Source organism: Nocardioides secundeburneus (genome assembly GCF_039939255.1).
In the GTDB taxonomy this organism is placed as follows: Bacteria; Actinomycetota; Actinomycetes; order Propionibacteriales; family Nocardioidaceae; genus Nocardioides.
In genome coordinates this window covers 124,353-142,143 of the sequence record NZ_JBDUUE010000003.1, presented here as the reverse complement: position 1 = coordinate 142,143, position 17,791 = coordinate 124,353, and the positions used below count along the sequence as shown (strand labels likewise).

The window sequence follows — 17,791 nt, the reverse complement described above, 5'->3', positions numbered from 1 at the left end:
CGCCCGTCAGGAGTGCTCCCGGCCCCCGCCGAAGGCGATGAGACCGATGAGCAACGACATCAGGATGCCGAAGGCGAGCAGGCCCACGACCCACACCGGGACGGCCGGGTCGCCGTGCTGCTCGGCCTCCTCGGCGGCGGCCGTGACGAGGGCGGTGACGGTGCTCAGCGACATGGCCGCAGCCTAGCGGTAGGGCTCAGAAGTGGAGGAACTCGGGCAGCACGGCGTCGACGCCGAGGAAGAGCAGCCCGAACCGGATGGAGCGGCCGACGAACACGGTCGGCACGAAGACCCACATCGGCATCCGGAGGAGCCCGGCGACGGCCGCCATCGCGAGCAGCGGCGGGATGCCGACCGAGGCGGCGACGAACATCACCGCACCGGCGTAGACCGGCCGGCCCTCCATGCGCGCCGTCCAGCGCTCGTAGCCGGCCTTGACCTTGGGCGAGGAGAGCTTCTTCTGCGCCCACGCGGAGTCGGAGCCCCGTCGCGCGAGCTCGTACCAGACGATCTTGCCGACGGTGGCTCCCGCGCCCGCGGCGATGCCGAGCGCGACCGCCTTCGGGACGCCGGGCGCCGCCGTGGCCGTGGCGATGATGACGCCCTCCATCGGCAGGAACGGCACCAGGGCGGACAGGATGCTGACCCCGAACATCGTCAGCCACAGGATCAGCACCCGGTCACCCCGTGGGCTGCGGTGCCCGCTCCGGCACCGGCAGGCCGAGCTCGAGCAGCCACTTCAGCGACATGCACTTGAGCACGACGAGCCCGCAGGCGATGGCGAGTCCGAGCCACCACCACCCGGTGACCAGCAGCAGGACGGCGAACAGCGACGAGTTGACCGCCTTGGCCGGCTTCGACCAGTTCCAGCGGTAGATGCGCTCGTCGACCTCGTAGAAGTAGTTGGGGCTGCGGATCGGCCAGGCGAGGAAGGCCAGGGAGAGGAAGAAGTCGACGACCATGAACTCGAACAGGTACACCGCGACCGGCAGGATCATCTCGTGCTCGAGCGCGGCGAAGCACAGGTAGAACGCCGCGCAGTTGAGCCGGTCGCAGAGCATGTCGACGACGCCGCCGATGCGGGTCTCGCAGTCGCGCCAGCGCGCGTAGCCGCCGTCGGCCATGTCGCCGAGCCAGTAGACGGCGAGGCCGGCGACGAGCCAGGCGAGGTCCTCCTGCCACAGCCCGACGAGGCACAGCACGAACGAGGCGATCGTGCGTGCGAAGGTGATGACGGTCGCCCCGGTCCACAGCCGTTCTACGGCGGGATCGGCATGGGTGGAGCGGACGACGTCGGGCACGGCGCGACCTTACCGGCCGCGCCTGTCACGGGATCGAGCAGTCAGCGAACGTGTCCCGACCCCGTGACGACGTACTTCGTCGACGTCATCTCGGGCAGGCCCATGGGTCCCCGGGCGTGCAGCTTCTGGGTGCTGATGCCGATCTCGGCGCCGAAGCCGAACTCGCCGCCGTCGGTGAAGCGGGTGCTGGCGTTGACGAGCACGGCGGCGCTGTCGACGGCGGCCACGAACCGGCGGGCGGCGTCGTGGTCGCGGGTCAGGATGGCCTCGGTGTGCCCGCTGGAGAACCGGCGGATGTGGGCGACGGCGGCGTCGAGGTCGGCCACGACGGCGGCCGAGATGTCGAGCGAGAGGTACTCGCGCCCGAAGTCGTCGTCGGTCGCCGGCTCGACGCCGTCGAGGCGGGCGACGGTCTCGTCGCCGTGCACGGTCACGCCGGCGTCCTGCAGGGCGGTGACCAGGCGCGGCAGCAGGGTGTCGACGAGGTCGGCGTGCACGAGCAGCGACTCGGCGCTGTTGCACACGCTCGTGCGGTGGGTCTTGGCGTTGAGCACGACCGCGACGGCCTGCTCGGGGTCGGCGCTGGCGTCGACGTAGACGTGGCAGTTGCCGACGCCGGTCTCGATCACCGGCACGGTCGACTCCTCGACGACGGAGGCGATGAGGCCGGCCCCGCCCCGCGGGATCAGGACGTCGACGAGGCCGCGGGCGCGCATGAGCGCCTTCACGGTGTCGCGGGTGTCGGCCGGCACCAGCTGCACGACGTCGGCCGGCAGCCCGGCCCCGGTGACGGCGTCGCGGAGCACCGCGACGATCGCCGCGTTCGAGGCCGACGCGCTCGACGAGCCGCGCAGCAGCACGGCGTTGCCCGACTTCAGGCAGATGCCGGCGGCGTCGGCGGTCACGTTGGGCCGCGCCTCGTAGATCATCCCGACGACGCCGAACGGCACCCGCACCTGGCGCAGCTCGAGACCGTTGGCGAGCGTGCTCCCCCGCACGACCTCGCCGACCGGGTCGGGCAGGCCGGCGACGTCGCGCAGCCCCTGGGTCATGCCCGCGAGCCGGTCGTCGGTGAGCCGGAGACGGTCGACGACGTTGGCCGGCGTGCCGTCGGCCTCGGCGCGGGCGACGTCGTCGGCGTTGGCCGCCAGCAGCTCGGGCGCCCGGACGAGCAGCGCGTCGGCCATCGCGTGCAGTGCGGCGTCCTTGGTCGCGCGGGTCGCCACCGCCAGGTCGTAGGACGCCTCACGGGCGCGGACGGCGAGGGCCTGGACGTCGGAGGTGCTCACAGGGTGAGGGTAGTGAGGCGCCCTCCGCGACGACGACGGCCCCGCCACCCGGGACGGGTGACGGGGCCGTACGACGCGTGGGCTCCGTGCGGGCTACTTGCGACCCTCGATCTGCTCGGTCGCGGCGGGCAGCACCTTGTGCAGGTCGCCGACGACGCCGAAGTCGACGAGCTCGAAGATCGGCGCCTCCTCGTCCTTGTTCACCGCGACGATCGTCTTCGAGGTCTGCATGCCGGCGCGGTGCTGGATCGCACCGGAGATGCCGTTCGCGACGTAGAGCTGCGGCGAGACGACCTTGCCGGTCTGGCCGACCTGGAAGCTGTGCGGCATCCAGCCGGAGTCGACGGCGGCGCGCGAGGCGCCGACGGCGGCACCGAGCGCGTCGGCGAGACCCTCGATCGGCGCGAAGTCGCCACCGGTGCCGCGGCCACCGGAGACCACGATCGCGGCCTCGGTGAGCTCGGGGCGCCCGGAGGCCTTGCGCGGCTGGGCGGCCACGATCTGCGCCTTCTTGGCGGACTCGGAGATGGTCGCGGCGAACTGCTCGACCGTGCCGGCCGCGCCGACCTCCTCGACCGGGGCCGAGTTGGGCTTGACCGTGATCAGCGGGACGCCGGTCGTGACCTTGGCCTTGACGGTGTAGTTGCCGGCGAAGACCGACTGCGTGGTGACGCCGCCGTCCTCGATGTCGACGGCGTCGGTGATGAGGCCGGCGCCGATCTTGATCGCGAGGCGGGCGGCGACCTCCTTGCCCTCGTAGCCGGAGACGAAGAGCACGCCGGCCGGCGACGTCTTCTCGACCAGCTGCTGCAGGGCCTCGGCCTTGGGGGCCACGAGGTAGCCCTTGATCTCGGCGTCGTCGACGACGTAGACCTTCTCGGCGCCGTGCTTGCCCAGCTTCTCGGCCGCGGCCGTGCCCGCCTCGGGGCTGCCGAAGAAGACGGCCGAGGGCTCGCCCAGCTTGCGGGCGAGGGTGAGCAGCTCGAGCGTGGGCTTGCGGATCGCGCCGTCGACGTGGTCGACGACCACCAGGACTTCAGACATGTCTCAGTACCTCTCTAGATCTCAGCAGCCGCGCTCAGATGAACTTCTTGGACACGAGGAACTCGGTCAGGGCCGTGGAGCCCGAGCCGTCCTCGTCCTTGACGATCTCGCCGGCGGTGCGCGGCGGACGCTCGGTCGCCTCGTCGACGGTGCTCCAGGCGACCGACAGGCCGACCTCGCCGGCGTCGACGCCGATGTCGCTCAGCGACAGGGTCTCGAGCGGCTTCTTCTTCGCCGCCATGATGCCCTTGAACGACGGGTAGCGGGCCTCACCGGTCTGGTCGGTGACCGAGAGCACGAGCGGCATCGTCGCGCCGATGACCTCGGTGGCGGTGTCACCGTCGCGCTTGATGCGCACCTGGTCGCCCTGGCTCTCGATGACCGAGGCGAAGGTGACCTGGGGCAGGTCGAGCCGCTCGGCGAGCATCGCCGGGACGACGGAGCCGGACGCGTCGGTCGAGGCCATGCCGCAGATCACCAGGTCGGGGACGCCGACCTTCTCGATGGCCTTGGCCAGCACGAGCGAGGTGGCGATGTAGTCGGAGCCCGCGATGGCCTCGTCGGTCACGTGGACGCCCTGGTCGGCGCCCATCTGCAGCGCCTTGCGGACGGCGTCGACCGCCTTCTCCGGGCCGATGGTCAGCGCGGTGACCGTGACGTCCTCGGGGTTCTCGGACTTCTCCTTCAGCTGCAGGGCCTGCTCGACGGCGTACTCGTCGAGCTCGGAGAGCAGCCCGTCGACGCCGACGCGGTCCACGGTGTTGTCCGACTCGAACCGCCGGTCGGCGGTGGCGTCGGGGACGTACTTCACACAGACGACAATGTTCATGGTGGTGTGGCCCTGGGGGCCGCCTCCTGATGCACTCGGCGGGCCCGGGCCGATGGGACGACCCGACCCGGTAGAAGCCAGTTGCTCGCAGGTTACCGCCGCGTCACAGGCCGACGTCCACCCGTCCGGCCGCTCGACGGGCGTGACGTGGGCGACATCACGCTCTGGATCGATCCAAAGCAGGACGCAAGCAGCCCGACCGCCGAGCACGCGGCGGTCGGGCCGGTCGAGAACGCCTGCGGCCTACGGGCGACCGGGCGTGTCGGACTACTTGCCGGGCCGGATGATCCGGTCGAGCACGCGCCCGAGGATCAGCCACACGATGGCCGCGATGCCGTAGTTGAACAGCGCCGTCTTCACGTCCTGGCTCGGGTCGGTCTCGGCCTCGTCCCAGTCCTTGATCGGGTTGGCGAGGTCGAAGAAGCCCAGGTCGACGTTGTCGGCGCGGGCCAGCACCCAGTCGACGAGGTCGTTGGAGGTGTTGGCGTCGATCGCGATCAGCAGGGCCGCGACGGCCAGGATCAGTGCGAACAGGGCGCAGACGCCCCACACGACCTGGGCGAGGATGGTGCGGAACGTGGCGATCCCGGCCTCGACCGCGCCGGGGCCGCCGCCCGAGGAGCCACCCGGGCCGCGCTGCCACGGACGGCGCCGCGCCGGCTCGGCCGGGGCAGCCGGCTCCGCCGTGCCGGTGGCGGCGGTCGGGGTCGCCGTGGTCCTGGGTGTCGTGGTCTTCGTGGCCTTGGACGTCTTCGGCGTCGCTGCGGGGGCCGGCGTCGTCGCCTTCTTCAGGGCGGCCGGCGAGGGGTCGGGCTGGTCAGAGGGAGCACTCATGTGATCAATGTCCCTTGAACTGGGCCTGGCCGGGACCCTTCTCGACGAAAGATCTCATGCCGATGTCGCGGTCGTCGGTGGCGAAGGTGGCCGCGAACTGCGCGCGCTCGATCTCCAGACCGGTCTCGAGGTCGACCTCGAGACCACGGTCGATGCTCTCCTTGGCGGCCCGCACGGCGTAGGCGGCGGCGTGGCTGAACTGGCCGGCCCAGGCGAGGGCGGCGTCGTGCACCTCGGCGGCCGGCACCAGGCGGTCGACCAGGCCGATGGCGAGCGCCTCGTCGGCCTTGACGAAGCGACCGGTGAAGATGATGTCCTTCGCCCGGCTCGGGCCGACCAGGCGCGCGAGTCGCTGCGTGCCGCCGGCTCCGGGGATGATGCCGAGCAGCACCTCGGGCTGGCCGAGCGTGGCGTCGTCGGCGGCGATGCGGTAGTCGGCGGCCAGGGCCAGCTCGCACCCGCCGCCCAGCGCGTAGCCGGTGATGGCGGCCACGACCGGCTTGGGGATGCGCGCGATCGCCGTCGTCGCCGAGCTGACCGAGGCCGAGAGCTTGACCATCTCGGGGTAGGAGAGGTCGGCCATCTCCTTGACGTCGTTGCCGGCCGCGAAGACCCGCTCGCCGCCGTAGACGACGACGGCGCGGACGTCGTCGCGCTCGGCGGCCTCGGCCGCGACCTCGCGCAGCTCGCCCTGCACCTGCACGCTGATCGCGTTCATCCTCGGCCGGTCGAGCCGGATGGTGCCGACCCCGCCCGCTACCTCGAGCCGCACGAACTCACCCATGAGCCACCCTCCTAGTCGGTGTGGCCACCTGAATATCATCACGGGGGTGTCCCCCGGCGTCTGGCATCAGCTCGGTGAGCGCGCGGCCGTGTGGCCGGGGCGTCTCGAACCCCTCGGCGCGACCTGGTCGGAGGAGTCGACGAACTTCGCCGTCCACGCGCCCCGCGCCACGCGCGCGTGGGTCTGCACCTTCGACGACGCCGGAGTCGAGACGCGGCACGAGCTGACCGAGCGCACCCTCGGCACCTGGCACGGTGCCCTGCCCGGCGTCGTCCCCGGCACGCGCTACGGGTTCCGGGTCGACGGCCCGTGGCGGCCCGCCCAGGGGCTGCGGTTCAACCCGGCGAAGCTGCTGCTCGACCCCTACGCCCGCGCGGTCAGCGGCGGCCTGGCGCCCGACGAGTCGGTCTACGCCCACGACGTCGACGACCCCACGACCCGCAGCGAGCTCGACTCCGCCGGCCACGTGCCGCTCGCCGTCGTCGTCGCACCCGACGACTTCGCGTGGGGCGGCGAGCGCCCGAAGCGGCAGCGGTGGCGCGACACCGTCATCTACGAGCTGCACGTCAAGGGCCTGACCGCGCTGCACGACCGGGTCCCCGAGCACCTGCGCGGCACCTACGCCGGGCTCGGCACACCCGCGGTCACCGACTACCTGCGCGACCTCGGCGTCACGGCGGTCGAGCTGCTGCCCGTGCAGCAGTTCGCCTCCGAACCGGCCGTGTCGGCCCGGGGACTGGTCAACTACTGGGGCTACAACACGATCGGCTTCCTCGCCCCGCACGGGGCCTATGCGGCGTCCGGCGACCGCGGCGAGCAGGTCACCGAGTTCAAGCAGATGGTCAGGGCGTTCCACGACGCCGGCATCGAGGTCTACCTCGACGTCGTCTACAACCACACCGCCGAGGCCGGACCTGACGGACCGTCGCTCAGCTTCCGCGGGCTCGACGACGCCGCCTTCTACCGCCGCCCGGCGACGTGGCCGGTCGACGGCCCCGCCGACGGCGACGACCCCTACTGGGACGCCACCGGCTGCGGCAACACCGTCGACACCGACGACCCGTTCGCCCTGCGCCTCGTGCTCGACTCGCTGCGCTACTGGGCCGAGGAGATGCACGTCGACGGCTTCCGCTTCGACCTGCTCTCGGCGCTGGCCCGCACCGACCGCGAGATCGACATGCGCTCGCGCTTCATGACCGCCGTCGGTCAGGACCCGGTGCTGCGGGGGGTCAAGCTCATCGCCGAGCCCTGGGACGCGACGATGACGGGCTACAACGTGGGCAACTGCCCGCCGCCGTGGGTCGAGTGGAACGACCAGTTCCGCGACACCGTCCGCGACTTCTGGCACGGCCGGGCCGGCATCCGCGACGTCGCCACCCGGCTCGCGGGCTCCTCCGACCTCTACGCCGACGACGGGCGCTCGCCCTACGCCTCGGTCAACTTCGTCACCGCCCACGACGGGTTCACCGTGCGCGACGTCGTCAGCTACGACACCAAGCACAACGAGGCCAACGGCGAGGACAACCGCGACGGCACCGACGGCAACCGCTCGCACAACCACGGCGTCGAGGGCGAGACCGACGACGCGGAGGTCGTGGCCGCCCGGCGCCGGACGGCGGCCAACCTGATGGCCACGCTCTGCCTCGCCAACGGCGTCCCGATGATCACCGCCGGCGACGAGCGTGGCCGCACGCAGCGTGGCAACAACAACGCCTACTGCCAGGACAACGAGATCTCCTGGGTCGACTGGTCGGCCGACGACGCCTGGCTCGACGTCTACGAGGTCACCAAGGCCGCGCTGCGGCTGCGCCGCGAGCACCCGGCACTGCGTCAGCGCCACTGGTTCGAGGGCCGCCCCACGATCGTGGGCGGGCCGAAGGACCTCGCCTGGCTGCACCCGGCCGGTCGTGAGATGACCACGGCCGACTGGCACGACGATGCCCTGCGCACGCTCGGGATGTTCGTGCTCGGCTCCCCCCTGCGCTCCCCGAGCCCGCGCGGCGAGCAGCAGTCCGACCGCTCGTTCGTGCTCTGGTTCCACGCCGGCACCGGCCCGGTCGACCTGGTGCTGCCCGACACCCCGTGGGCGCGGGCCGGCGAGGTCGTGCTCTCGACCGACCCCGCGGTGCCCATCGGCACGTCGGTGGCAGCCGGCGACACGCTCGCGCTGTCCGGGCCGAGCGTGGTCGTGCTGCGCGAGGTCGGCTGAACGCAGCGCGAACACTGGGCGAAGCCCGGTGCGCGCCCCTGTCGGCGCGCGGGCCGCTCTTCCTAGGGTCCGGGTCATGGCACCCTCGGACGCCGGACGTCGTACCTTCCTGCGCTCGGTCGGCACCGTGGCGGGTCTCGCCGCCGTCGGCCTGCACCCGCTCGACCACGCGATGGCCGGACCCGGCCGACCGCGCGGCAACCCGTTCACCCTGGGCATCGCCAGCGGCGAGCCGCGTGCCCACGGCGTCCTGCTGTGGACCCGGCTCGTGCCCGAGCCCCTCTGTCCCGACGGCGGCATGCCGGCGCGACCGAGCGCCGTCCAGTGGCAGGTGGCCGCGGACCGTCACTTCCGCCGCGTGGTGCGATCGGGCTCGGCGCGGGCGCTGCCCGAGCTGGCGCACTCGGTGCACGTCGAGGTCGACGGCCTCGCCCCCGACCGCGAGTGGTTCTACCGATTCCGCTGGGCCGGCCACCTCTCCGAGACCGGCCGCACCCGGACGGCGCCCCGGGCCGACGCCCGGGTGGGGCGGCTCGACGCCGCGTTCGCCTCGCGCCAGAGCTGGACCGACGGCTACTACCCGTCGTACCGCCACCTCGCCGACGACGACCTCGACGTCATGGTCTTCCTCGGCGACTACGTCTACGAGGGCGGCCTCGGCGCCACCGGGCGCGAGCGGGCGGTCGCCGTTCCCGAGGTCTACCGCAGCGCCCCCGAGACCACCGCGGGCTGGCGGCTGCGCTACACGCTCTACAAGTCCGACCCCGACCTGCAGCGCCTCCACGCCCGCGTGCCCTGGCTGGTCACCTGGGACGACCACGAGGTCGTCAACGACTACGCCGGCACCAGCTCGCAGTACACCGACGACGACATCGGCGCCCTGCGCGCCGCGGCCTACCAGGCCTGGTACGAGCACCAGCCGGTGAGCATCTCCGCGCGGCCCACCGTCGACGGCAACGCCCGCATCTACCGCCGGCTCCGCTGGGGACGGCTCGCCCAGCTCGACCTCGTCGACGGTCGGCAGCACCGCAGCGTGCCGCCGTGCGGGTGGGGCGAGGCCGACGCCTGCGACGCCGCGTACGCCCCCGACGTCACGATGCTCGGCCGCGAGCAGGAGAGCTGGCTCTACCGCGGGCTGGCCCGCTCGCGCGCGCAGTGGGACATCCTGGCCAGCAACGTCATGCTCGCCCGGCTCGACCACGACGGTCCGGACGGCGACGTCCTGTGGCACGACGCGTGGGACGGGTTCCCCGAGGCCCGTCAGCGGCTGATCGGCGCCTGGCGCCGCGCCGGCACCCGCAACCCCGTCGTGATCACCGGCGACTGGCACTCCTCCTTCGTCAACGACATCCACGCCGACTTCGACCGGCCGAACAGTCCCGTCGTGGCCACCGAGTTTGTCGGAACATCTGTCTCGTCGAATGGCGACCGGACCCCGTACGGCCCCTACTACGGCCCGATGATCCGCCACAACCCGCACATCAGGTTCTTCGACGGCGACCGCCGCGGACACCTGCGGGTCACCGTCGACCGGCACCGCTTGCGCGCCGATCTGCAGATGGTCCGCACCGTCACCCGCCCGGACGCCGAGCAGTACCGCTTCGCCTCCTTCGAGGTGCGCGACGGCACGCCGGGCGCCGTCCGGGTCTGACGCAAGGGTTCTCCCCGACGCGCCACGCACGGACCACGTGGTGGTCTGGATCGCATGCTTCCTCCTCGTCCCCCCTTGCCCTCGCGGCGCCTCCTGCTGCTCGGCGTGATCAGCGTGCCCGTCGCGGCCGCGGCCACCTCCCGGCCGCCGAGCGCCCGCGCCGTCCAGCCCGCCCCCGCCCCGGCCCGCGCCGCGGCGCCGGAGTGCCTGGCCGACCTGATCGAGAGCGGGGCGGTGACCCATGCAGATCTCGTGGCTCGGTGACGTGCTGCGCGCCGAGGGCGTGCAGGTGGTCGAGGAACCCGGTTGGCTGACCCGCACGGCCGGGGGCACGTTCGACCCGATCGGCGTGCTGTGGCACCACACCGCCGCCCCCAGCAGCGCGAGCAACCCGGCGCCGGCGCTGAACGTGGTGATCAACGGTCGCTCCGACCTGCCGGGACCGCTGTGCCACGCGCTCGTCGACTACCACGGCGTCTTCCACCTCGTCGCGGCCAACCACGCCAACCACGCCGGGACGGCGCGCGCGAGCGGTCCGATCCCGGCCGGCTCGGGCAACACGATGCTCGTCGGCTGGGAGATCGACTACGCCGGCGACGGCGGCGCCGGCCAGGTGCAGCAGATGACCCAGGCCCAGTACGACGCCTCCGTCAAGGCGACCGCGGCCGTGTTGCGTCGCCTGGGCAAGGACGCCTCGTACGCCCGTGGCCACCGCGAGACCAGCACGAGCGGCAAGATCGACCCGTCGTTCATCGACCTCGACGCCATGCGCGCCGACGTGGCCGCCGCGCTCGGCGGCACTCCCCCGCCCGGGCCTGCGGGCACGCCGTTCCAGGTCTACGAGCCCGACGTCAACGTGCGCCCGGCCCCGAACACCCAGCAGGCGCCGGTCGGCAACCTCGGCGCGCCCGGCACGGTCTACGTGCTCTGCCAGACCGCCGGCCAGACGGTGACCGCCAACGGCTACACCAACAACCTCTGGTCGCAGATCTCCAGCCCCATCCCGGGCTACATCAGCAACGTGTTCATCCAGGGCCCGGCCTCGCTCCCGGTCGGCAGCTGCTGAGCGACGGGCACCCCGACATCGAGCCGCCACACCCCTCTGCCCGGGTGAGACCGCCGGGGTAGTCCCTGACGTAGATCAACGATGCAGCGTCGACAACGCTGATTGACGTCAGGGACTACCCCGACGGTGCCGTGAACCCGCAGGCCGGACCCGGCGCGCCGCGAGGGCGTCTCGGTGCGCGTCGAGGGTGCGCGGAGCGAGGGACGAGCGGAGCGTGCGCTCGGCGTGTGCCGAGACGGCCTCTTCAGGCGGCGCGCCCCGCGCGAAGCGGAGCGAGCGCCGTCAGGCACAGGCGCGCCGCGAGGGCGTCTCGGTGCGCGTCGAGGGTGCGCGGAGCGAGGGACGAGCAAAGCGTGCGCTCGGCGTGTGCCGAGACGGCCTCTCCAGGCGGCGCGCCACGCGCGAAGCGAAGCGAGCGCCGTCAACCAGCGCGCCAAGCGCGAAGCGAAGCGAGCGCCATCAAGCACAGCGCCATCAAGCAGACGCGACGACGCCCAGCTCGGCGTACGACGTCAGCAGCCCGTTGCTGGGCACGACGCGGACGGTGTAGCCGAAGGGTCCGCTGCGGTCGAGGGCGACCTCGCCGTCGAGGCGGAAGCGGCCGCCCTCGTAGGTCTCGGCGAGGGTGAGCGCGACGGCGTGGGTGTCGACGAGGGTGTCGTCGGACTGCGCGCGACCGTGCACGAGCTGCACCTCGACGTCGTCGGGCGTGAGCTCGCCGAGGCTGACGAAGGCGCGGACGACGAGTGCGGCGCCGACCTCGACGGCGTCGCCGACGCCGCTGGACTCGACGTGCTCGACCTTGACGTCGGGCCAGCCGCCCTTGACGCGGGCCTTCCACTGCGCGAGCTCGCGGGCTCCGGCGTAGTCGGAGTTGAGCGCGCGGGCGTTGACCGAGGCCGGGGCGTAGAGCTCGCGCACGTAGTCGCGGACCATGCGGGTGGCCAGCACCTTCGGGCCGAGCGACTTCAACGTGTGGCGCAGCATCTCGACCCAGCGGGTCGGCACGCCGTCGTGGTCGACGTCGTAGAAGCGGGGAGCGACCTCGTTCTCGATGAGGTCGTAGAGCGCGGCGGCCTCGAGGTCGTCGCGCTTGTCGATGTCGTCGACGCCGTCGGCGGTGGGGATGGCCCAGCCGTTGTCGCCGTCGTACCACTCGTCCCACCAGCCGTCGAGCACCGAGAGGTTGAGGCCGCCGTTGAGCGCGGCCTTCATGCCGGAGGTGCCGCACGCCTCGTAGGGCCGCAGCGGGTTGTTCAGCCAGACGTCGCAGCCGGGGTAGAGCGGCTTGGCCATGGCGATGTCGTAGTTGGGCAGGAAGACGATGCGGTGGCGGACCTCGGGGTCGTCGGAGAGCCGCACGATGTCCTGGATGAGCTTCTTGCCGCCGTCGTCGGCCGGGTGGGCCTTGCCGGCGATGACGAGCTGCACGGGCCGCTCGGGGTGCGTGAGCAGCGCCTTGAGCCGCTCGGGCTCGCGCATCATCAGCGTCAGCCGCTTGTAGGAGGCCGCGCGGCGCGCGAAGCCGATGGTGAGCACGTCGGGGTCGAGGGCCTCGCCGACCCACTTGAGCTCGGCCGGGGCAGCGCCGCGCTTCTCCCACGACTTGGCCAGGCGCTTGCGGGCGTCGTCGACGAGGCGCTGGCGCAGCTGGCGCTTGACCGACCAGATCTCGGTGCCGGGCACCTTGTCGACGGCCGACCAGAAGCCGTCGGTCTCGTCGCCGTCGCCGTCGGCCCCGTGGGCGGTGGCGAGCGCGAACACCTCGCGGGCGACCCAGGTGGGTGCGTGGACGCCGTTGGTGATCGAGCCGATCGGCACCTCGGCCTCGTCGAAGGCCGGCCACAGGCCCTGGAACATGCCGCGGCTGACGTGGCCGTGCAGCTGCGAGACGCCGTTGGCGCGCTGGGCGAGCCGGAAGCCCATCACGGCCATGTTGAACACTCCGCCGTCGCCGCCGGCGTAGTCCTCGGTGCCGAGGGCGAGGATGCGCTCGGTCGGGACGCCGGGCGTGGCGCCGCCGTCGTCGTTGAGGTACTGCGCGACGAGCGAGCGCGGGAAGCGGTCGATGCCGGCCGGCACCGGGGTGTGCGTGGTGAAGACCGTGGAGGCGCGGCCGACCTCGAGCGCGGTGTCGAAGTCGAGCGCCGGGCCGTCGTCGGCGACGGTGAGCTCGCGGATGCGCTCGATGCCGAGGAAGCCGGCGTGGCCCTCGTTGGTGTGGAAGACCTCGGGCTCGGGGGCGCCGGTGATGCGCGAGTAGACGCGCAGCGCCCGGACGCCGCCGACGCCGAGCAGGAGCTCCTGACGGAGGCGGTGCTCGGAGGTGCCGCCGTAGAGCCGGTCGGTGACGTCGACGTAGTGCTCGGGGTTGCCCTCGACGTCGGTGTCGAGCATCAGCAGCGGCACGCGGCCCACGCTGGCGACCCAGATGCGGGCGACCAGCTCGGGACCGTCGGGCATCTGGATCGAGATCGTGGCCCGCGAGCCGTCGGGCTCACGCAGCAGCGAGATCGGCAGTTCGTCGGGGTCGAGCACGGGATAGGTCTCCTGCTGCCAGCCCTCGCGGGAGAGCGACTGCTTGAAGTAGCCGTGCTTGTAGAGCAGCCCGACGCCGACGATCGGGACGCCGAGGTCGCTCGCGGCCTTGAGGTGGTCGCCGGCGAGGATGCCGAGGCCGCCCGAGTACTGCGGCAGGACGGCGGTGATGCCGAACTCCGGGGAGAAGTAGGCGATCGCTCGGGGGCCGGCGGGGGTGGTGGCGTCGCCGGCCAGCTTGCGCTGGTACCAGCGGTCGTCGGTCAGGTAGTGCTCGAGGTCGGCGCGGGCGGCGCGGAGCCGGTCGAGGAAGCCCTCGTCGGCGGCCAGCTCGTCGAATCGCTCGCGGCCCACGGCCCCCAGGAGGCGGACCGGGTCGCGGTCGGTGGACTCCCACAGGTCGGGGTCGACCTCGGCGAAGACGTCCTGGGTCTCGGGGTGCCACGACCAGCGCAGGTTGCCGGCGAGCTCGCCGAGCGGCGCCAGCGCCTCGGGCAGGACAGGACGGACGGTGAATCGTCGGATCGCGCGCACCCGACGACGCTAGCGCCGATTCTTGGATCGATCCAAGAATTCGGCAGATCGGGCTCAACCTGACCCCGGCTCAGGTTCGTCCGTCGTGGCCCATAACGCTGCGCGACGTGCGCCGTTGAGTCGTCATGACCTCATACCCGTCGGGCCCGTCGCGTCGTGGCCGCCTCTCGGTCGCGATCCTCGCCGCGCTGACCGCCGCCGTGGTCCACGGCCTCGCCCCGCAGCCGGCACAGGCCCACGACGAGCTCGACCGGTACACCCAGCCCACCCAGCCCGCTGCTCCTGCCGTGGGCAAGGTGCCCGACCTGTCGACCACCTTCCGCGGCATCGGCGACGAGGTGCCGGGCCTCGACGACGTCGACACCCGGGGCACCGCGCTCCCGAGCCTGGCCCAGAAGCGTGCCGCCGCCCGTCTCGGCGCCGTCGACCTGCGCTGGAACGCGTTCGGCACGCCCGCCTCGATCCTGCCGGACGACGGCGTCCTCGCCCGGGCCACGTCGGGCGACCCCGTGGCCGCGGCCCGGGCGTGGCTGAGCGCCAACAACGCCGTCTTCGGCATCAGCAAGGCCCAGGTCGCCGGCCTGCAGGCCATCGACCAACGGCTCGCCTCCTCGAACGCGCACGCGGTCTTCTTCCGCCAGCGGTTCGGCGCGCTGCTGCCGGCCCTCGGTAGCGCGGTCACCGTCGGCGTCGCCGACGGCAGCATCGTCTACGCGTCGTCGTCGATCACCAGGACCACCCAGCAGCCCCCGCGGGCGCGCCTGAGCCCCGTCGAGGGCTGGCTGCGGGCCGCGCGGAACGTCGGCCTGGACCTGCCCGCCGACCTCGGTCGGGTGACCAGCCTCCTCCGCGACGGCTGGACCCGGATCGCCGTCCCCGGTGTCGTGCAGGAGCAGCAGGTGCGCCTGCGTGCCCTCGCCGACGCCGACGGGTCGGTCCGGCCGGTGCTGGAGGTCAACGTCGTCGACGTGGCGGGCGGCGCCTCGAGCGCCTACACCGTGCTCGTCGACGCCGTCGACGGCTCGGTCCTGTCCCGCCGCAACGTGGTGCTCAACCACAGCGACGTGCCTACGGGCGTCGTCCCGAGCCTGCCGCGCAGCAACGCCACCGCGCCCTTCACCGGGGCCATCACGGCGACCGCCTGCGGGCCGAAGCACCGGTTCGCGGTCACCGACAGCGCCACGCGGTCGATCACCGTGGTCGCCGCGATGGCCAACACGCTCACCGACATCACCGTCAACCTCTACGACCCGTCCGGTGTGGTCGTCGCCTCGCAGGACCTCGCCACCAGCCCCGAGGTGCTCGCCTACGCACCCAGCGGGCCCATCCGCGCCGGCGTCTGGGCGTTCGATGTCTGCCCGTTCGAGGGCGCCGACGTCCCGCCGCTGCCGCCGTACAACTACGTCGCCACCGCGACGACGAGCAACACCGGCACGGGCGCCGGCGGCACAGCGGCGTCGTACAACCCGCGCTACCGGTTCTTCGCCGCCAACCCGACGCTCGACTCCGCCCGGCAGACCCCGCGCAACGCCGTCGTCGGCTGCTGGACGCGGGTCAGCGGCTGCACCCTGCCCAGCGGCTCGTTCAAGAACCTCGCCGCGTTCGGCCCGTGGGACGTGCTGCCGCAGACGGGCACGTCGTCCACCACCACGGCCGGCAACAACGCCGCCACCCGCGAGGCGTGGATCAGCCCGCTCACGCCGGGCGGCTTCGCCCAGGCCCCGGTCGCCCTCGGCGGCGACTACCGGCTGCCCTTCACCGACGCGTGGAACAACTCGCGTTGCAACCCGGCCCAGCTGGTGCCCGGTGGCAACGACATCAACTTCTCCGTCGCCAACCTGTTCGTCACCCACAACCGCATGCACGACTACTCCTACTACCTGGGCTTCACCGAGCAGAACTACAACCTGCAGCTGTCCAACGGAGGTCGCGGCGGGCTGGGCAACGACGCCGAGATCGGCAACGTGCAGGCCGGCGCGCTCGGTGGCCTGCAGACCGGGATGGGGCGCGACAACGCCAACCAGATCGCGCTCCAGGACGGCGTGCCCGGCATCACCAACCAGTACCTCTTCCAGCCCATCGCCGGCGCCTTCTACTCCCCCTGCACCGACGGCGGCCTCGACATGGGCATCGTCGGCCACGAGTACACGCACGCGATCAGCAACCGCATGGTCGGCGGGCCCGACGAGGGCCTGACCTCCGAGCAGGGCGGCGCGATGGGCGAGTCCTGGAGCGACCAGGTCGCGGCCGAGTTCCAGTTCAGCCACGGCTACTCCAACGGCGGCAACGTCTGGGCCGTCGGGGCCTACGCCACCGGCAACAAGACCGTCGCCATCCGCGACTTCGCGATCGACAAGAATCCGCTCAACTACTCCAACTACGGCTTCGACACCACGGGCCCCGAGGTGCACGCCGACGGCGAGATCTGGAACGGCACCCAGTGGGAGGTCCGCCAGGCGCTGGTGAAGAAGTACGACAAGCGGTTCCCCTACCGCAACAGGGCGCTGCAGCTGCGGTGCGCCCAGGCCACCTCGACCAGCAGCCCGCTGCGGCCCGAGCAGTGCCCCGGCAACCGCCGGTGGGTGCAGCTGCTGTTCGACTCGTTCCTGCTCCAGCAGGGTGCCACGTCGATGCTCGACGCGCGCGACGCGATGATCGCCGCCGACCGGATGCGCTTCGGCGGCGCGAACCGCCAGCTGCTCTGGGACGCCTTCGCCCGCCGCGGCATGGGCGTCGGCGCGACGACCAAGGACGGCGAGGACACCGACCCGAAGCCGAGCTTCGCCTCCGTCGGCGGCGCCGAGCGGAACGTCAAGGTGGTCTTCCGGAGCACCTCGACCGGCATCGTCTTCGTCGGCGACTACCAGGCCCGCTCGCGGAGCGTGGCCGACACCTCGCGCCGGACGCCGCTCAAGGACTTCGCCTACTTCACCCCCGGTCGCTACGACATGCTGCTCACCGGCTCGCAGCACGGCTTCATGCGGTTCTCGATGACCGTGAAGCGCCCGAAGGCCGGGTCGAGCAGGAAGGCCCGCGCCTCGCGCACCCAGGTGGTGCGGGTGAGGACGTCGAAGAACTGGGCCGCGGGCCTCTCGGGCGCCACGGTGATCGCCGCCACCACCGGGTCGCGCAGGCCGGCTCAGCTGATCGACGGCTCGGAGAACCTCGGGTGGGGCGTGGCGACCGCGCAGGACGTCGACGTCTCCAAGCCGTCCGTCGCGATCGACCTCGCCGGTCGCAAGCCGGTCACGATCCGCACCGTGGGCGTCAGCGCCTACCTGCGGCCGGCCTACGCCGGCGACGAGGACGCCGGGTCGCGCTTCACCGCCCTGCGTCGTTTCGGGGTCGACGCCTGCGTCAGGGCCTGCGAGACCCGGAACGCGCGGTGGAGGCGGGTCTACACCTCGCCGGCCGACGCGTTCCCGGCCGACCGGCCGCGCCCCGTCGCGCCCAACCTCAACATGCGGGCCTTCCGGATCAAGCCCACCCGGGCGAGCGCGCTGCGTCTCGTCGTCTTGGAGAACCAGTGCACCGGCTTCTCCGGCTACGCCGGCGACCAGGACGACGACCCGTTCAACACGACCGACTGCAGGGCCGGATCCGACCGCGGCACCATCGCCCACGTCGCCGAGCTCCAGGCCTTCTCGACCACGTTCGCGAGCTGGCGGTCGTCGTACGGCATCGACCACCCGGAGCGCTCGCGTCGCTGACG

At 72.4% G+C, this 17,791-nt stretch carries 14 protein-coding genes; 5 read left to right on the top strand and 9 right to left on the bottom strand.

Annotated features, from left to right (window positions below; translation table 11 throughout):
• Positions 1 to 6 precede the first annotated feature (6 nt).
• The 8 genes from ABFT23_RS08780 to ABFT23_RS08745 form a co-directional block, all read right to left on the bottom strand.
• Complete coding sequence (locus tag ABFT23_RS08780) at positions 7 to 174, bottom strand: hypothetical protein (protein ID WP_347894283.1); 168 nt, start codon at positions 172 to 174, stop codon at positions 7 to 9.
• Positions 175 to 196: 22 nt separating this feature from the next.
• On the bottom strand, positions 197 to 676 hold the full coding sequence (locus ABFT23_RS08775; RefSeq protein ID WP_347894281.1) for a VTT domain-containing protein: 480 nt from the start codon (positions 674 to 676) through the stop codon (positions 197 to 199).
• Positions 677 to 680: 4 nt separating this feature from the next.
• On the bottom strand, positions 681 to 1,301 hold the full coding sequence (locus ABFT23_RS08770) for a CDP-alcohol phosphatidyltransferase family protein (RefSeq protein WP_347894278.1): 621 nt from the start codon (positions 1,299 to 1,301) through the stop codon (positions 681 to 683).
• 41 nt (positions 1,302 to 1,342) lie between these two features.
• Positions 1,343 to 2,590 (bottom strand): glutamate-5-semialdehyde dehydrogenase, encoded by a 1,248-nt coding sequence (locus ABFT23_RS08765; RefSeq protein ID WP_347894276.1) that lies wholly within the window; start codon positions 2,588 to 2,590, stop codon positions 1,343 to 1,345.
• 93 nt (positions 2,591 to 2,683) lie between these two features.
• Positions 2,684 to 3,634, bottom strand: coding sequence for an electron transfer flavoprotein subunit alpha/FixB family protein (locus tag ABFT23_RS08760; RefSeq protein ID WP_347894274.1), 951 nt, complete (start codon positions 3,632 to 3,634; stop codon positions 2,684 to 2,686).
• Between the two features lie 34 nt (positions 3,635 to 3,668).
• A complete protein-coding gene (locus ABFT23_RS08755; RefSeq protein WP_457623182.1) occupies positions 3,669 to 4,445 on the bottom strand; it encodes an electron transfer flavoprotein subunit beta/FixA family protein in 777 nt (258 codons plus the stop codon).
• 285 nt (positions 4,446 to 4,730) lie between these two features.
• The gene (locus ABFT23_RS08750) at positions 4,731 to 5,297 is read right to left on the bottom strand and encodes a hypothetical protein (RefSeq protein WP_347894270.1); all 567 of its coding nucleotides are present in this window, start codon (positions 5,295 to 5,297) and stop codon (positions 4,731 to 4,733) included.
• 4 nt (positions 5,298 to 5,301) lie between these two features.
• On the bottom strand, positions 5,302 to 6,081 hold the full coding sequence (locus ABFT23_RS08745) for an enoyl-CoA hydratase/isomerase family protein (protein ID WP_347894269.1): 780 nt from the start codon (positions 6,079 to 6,081) through the stop codon (positions 5,302 to 5,304).
• A 46-nt stretch (positions 6,082 to 6,127) separates the two neighbouring features.
• Here ABFT23_RS08745 and glgX point away from each other — a divergent pair, with 46 nt between their 5' ends.
• The 4 genes from glgX (at position 6,128) to ABFT23_RS08725 (ending at position 11,007) form a co-directional block, all read left to right on the top strand.
• Positions 6,128 to 8,290, top strand: coding sequence for a glycogen debranching protein GlgX (glgX, locus tag ABFT23_RS08740; RefSeq protein WP_347894267.1), 2,163 nt, complete (start codon positions 6,128 to 6,130; stop codon positions 8,288 to 8,290).
• A 76-nt stretch (positions 8,291 to 8,366) separates the two neighbouring features.
• Complete coding sequence (locus tag ABFT23_RS08735) at positions 8,367 to 9,941, top strand: alkaline phosphatase D family protein (protein WP_347894265.1); 1,575 nt, start codon at positions 8,367 to 8,369, stop codon at positions 9,939 to 9,941.
• A 75-nt stretch (positions 9,942 to 10,016) separates the two neighbouring features.
• Complete coding sequence (locus tag ABFT23_RS08730; RefSeq protein WP_347894263.1) at positions 10,017 to 10,205, top strand: hypothetical protein; 189 nt, start codon at positions 10,017 to 10,019, stop codon at positions 10,203 to 10,205.
• The gene (locus ABFT23_RS08725; protein ID WP_347894261.1) at positions 10,183 to 11,007 is read left to right on the top strand and encodes a peptidoglycan recognition protein family protein; all 825 of its coding nucleotides are present in this window, start codon (positions 10,183 to 10,185) and stop codon (positions 11,005 to 11,007) included. Before ABFT23_RS08730 ends, ABFT23_RS08725 begins: the two co-directional genes overlap by 23 nt.
• A 474-nt stretch (positions 11,008 to 11,481) precedes the next feature.
• On the opposite strand, the gene glgP is transcribed toward ABFT23_RS08725, so the two are convergent.
• Positions 11,482 to 14,079 carry an alpha-glucan family phosphorylase gene (gene glgP, locus ABFT23_RS08720; protein ID WP_347894259.1) on the bottom strand — a complete coding sequence of 866 codons (2,598 nt, stop codon included), beginning with the start codon at positions 14,077 to 14,079 and terminating at the stop codon, positions 11,482 to 11,484.
• 125 nt (positions 14,080 to 14,204) lie between these two features.
• Here glgP and ABFT23_RS08715 point away from each other — a divergent pair, with 125 nt between their 5' ends.
• On the top strand, positions 14,205 to 17,789 hold the full coding sequence (locus ABFT23_RS08715) for a M36 family metallopeptidase (protein WP_347894257.1): 3,585 nt from the start codon (positions 14,205 to 14,207) through the stop codon (positions 17,787 to 17,789).
• Positions 17,790 to 17,791 lie beyond the last annotated feature (2 nt).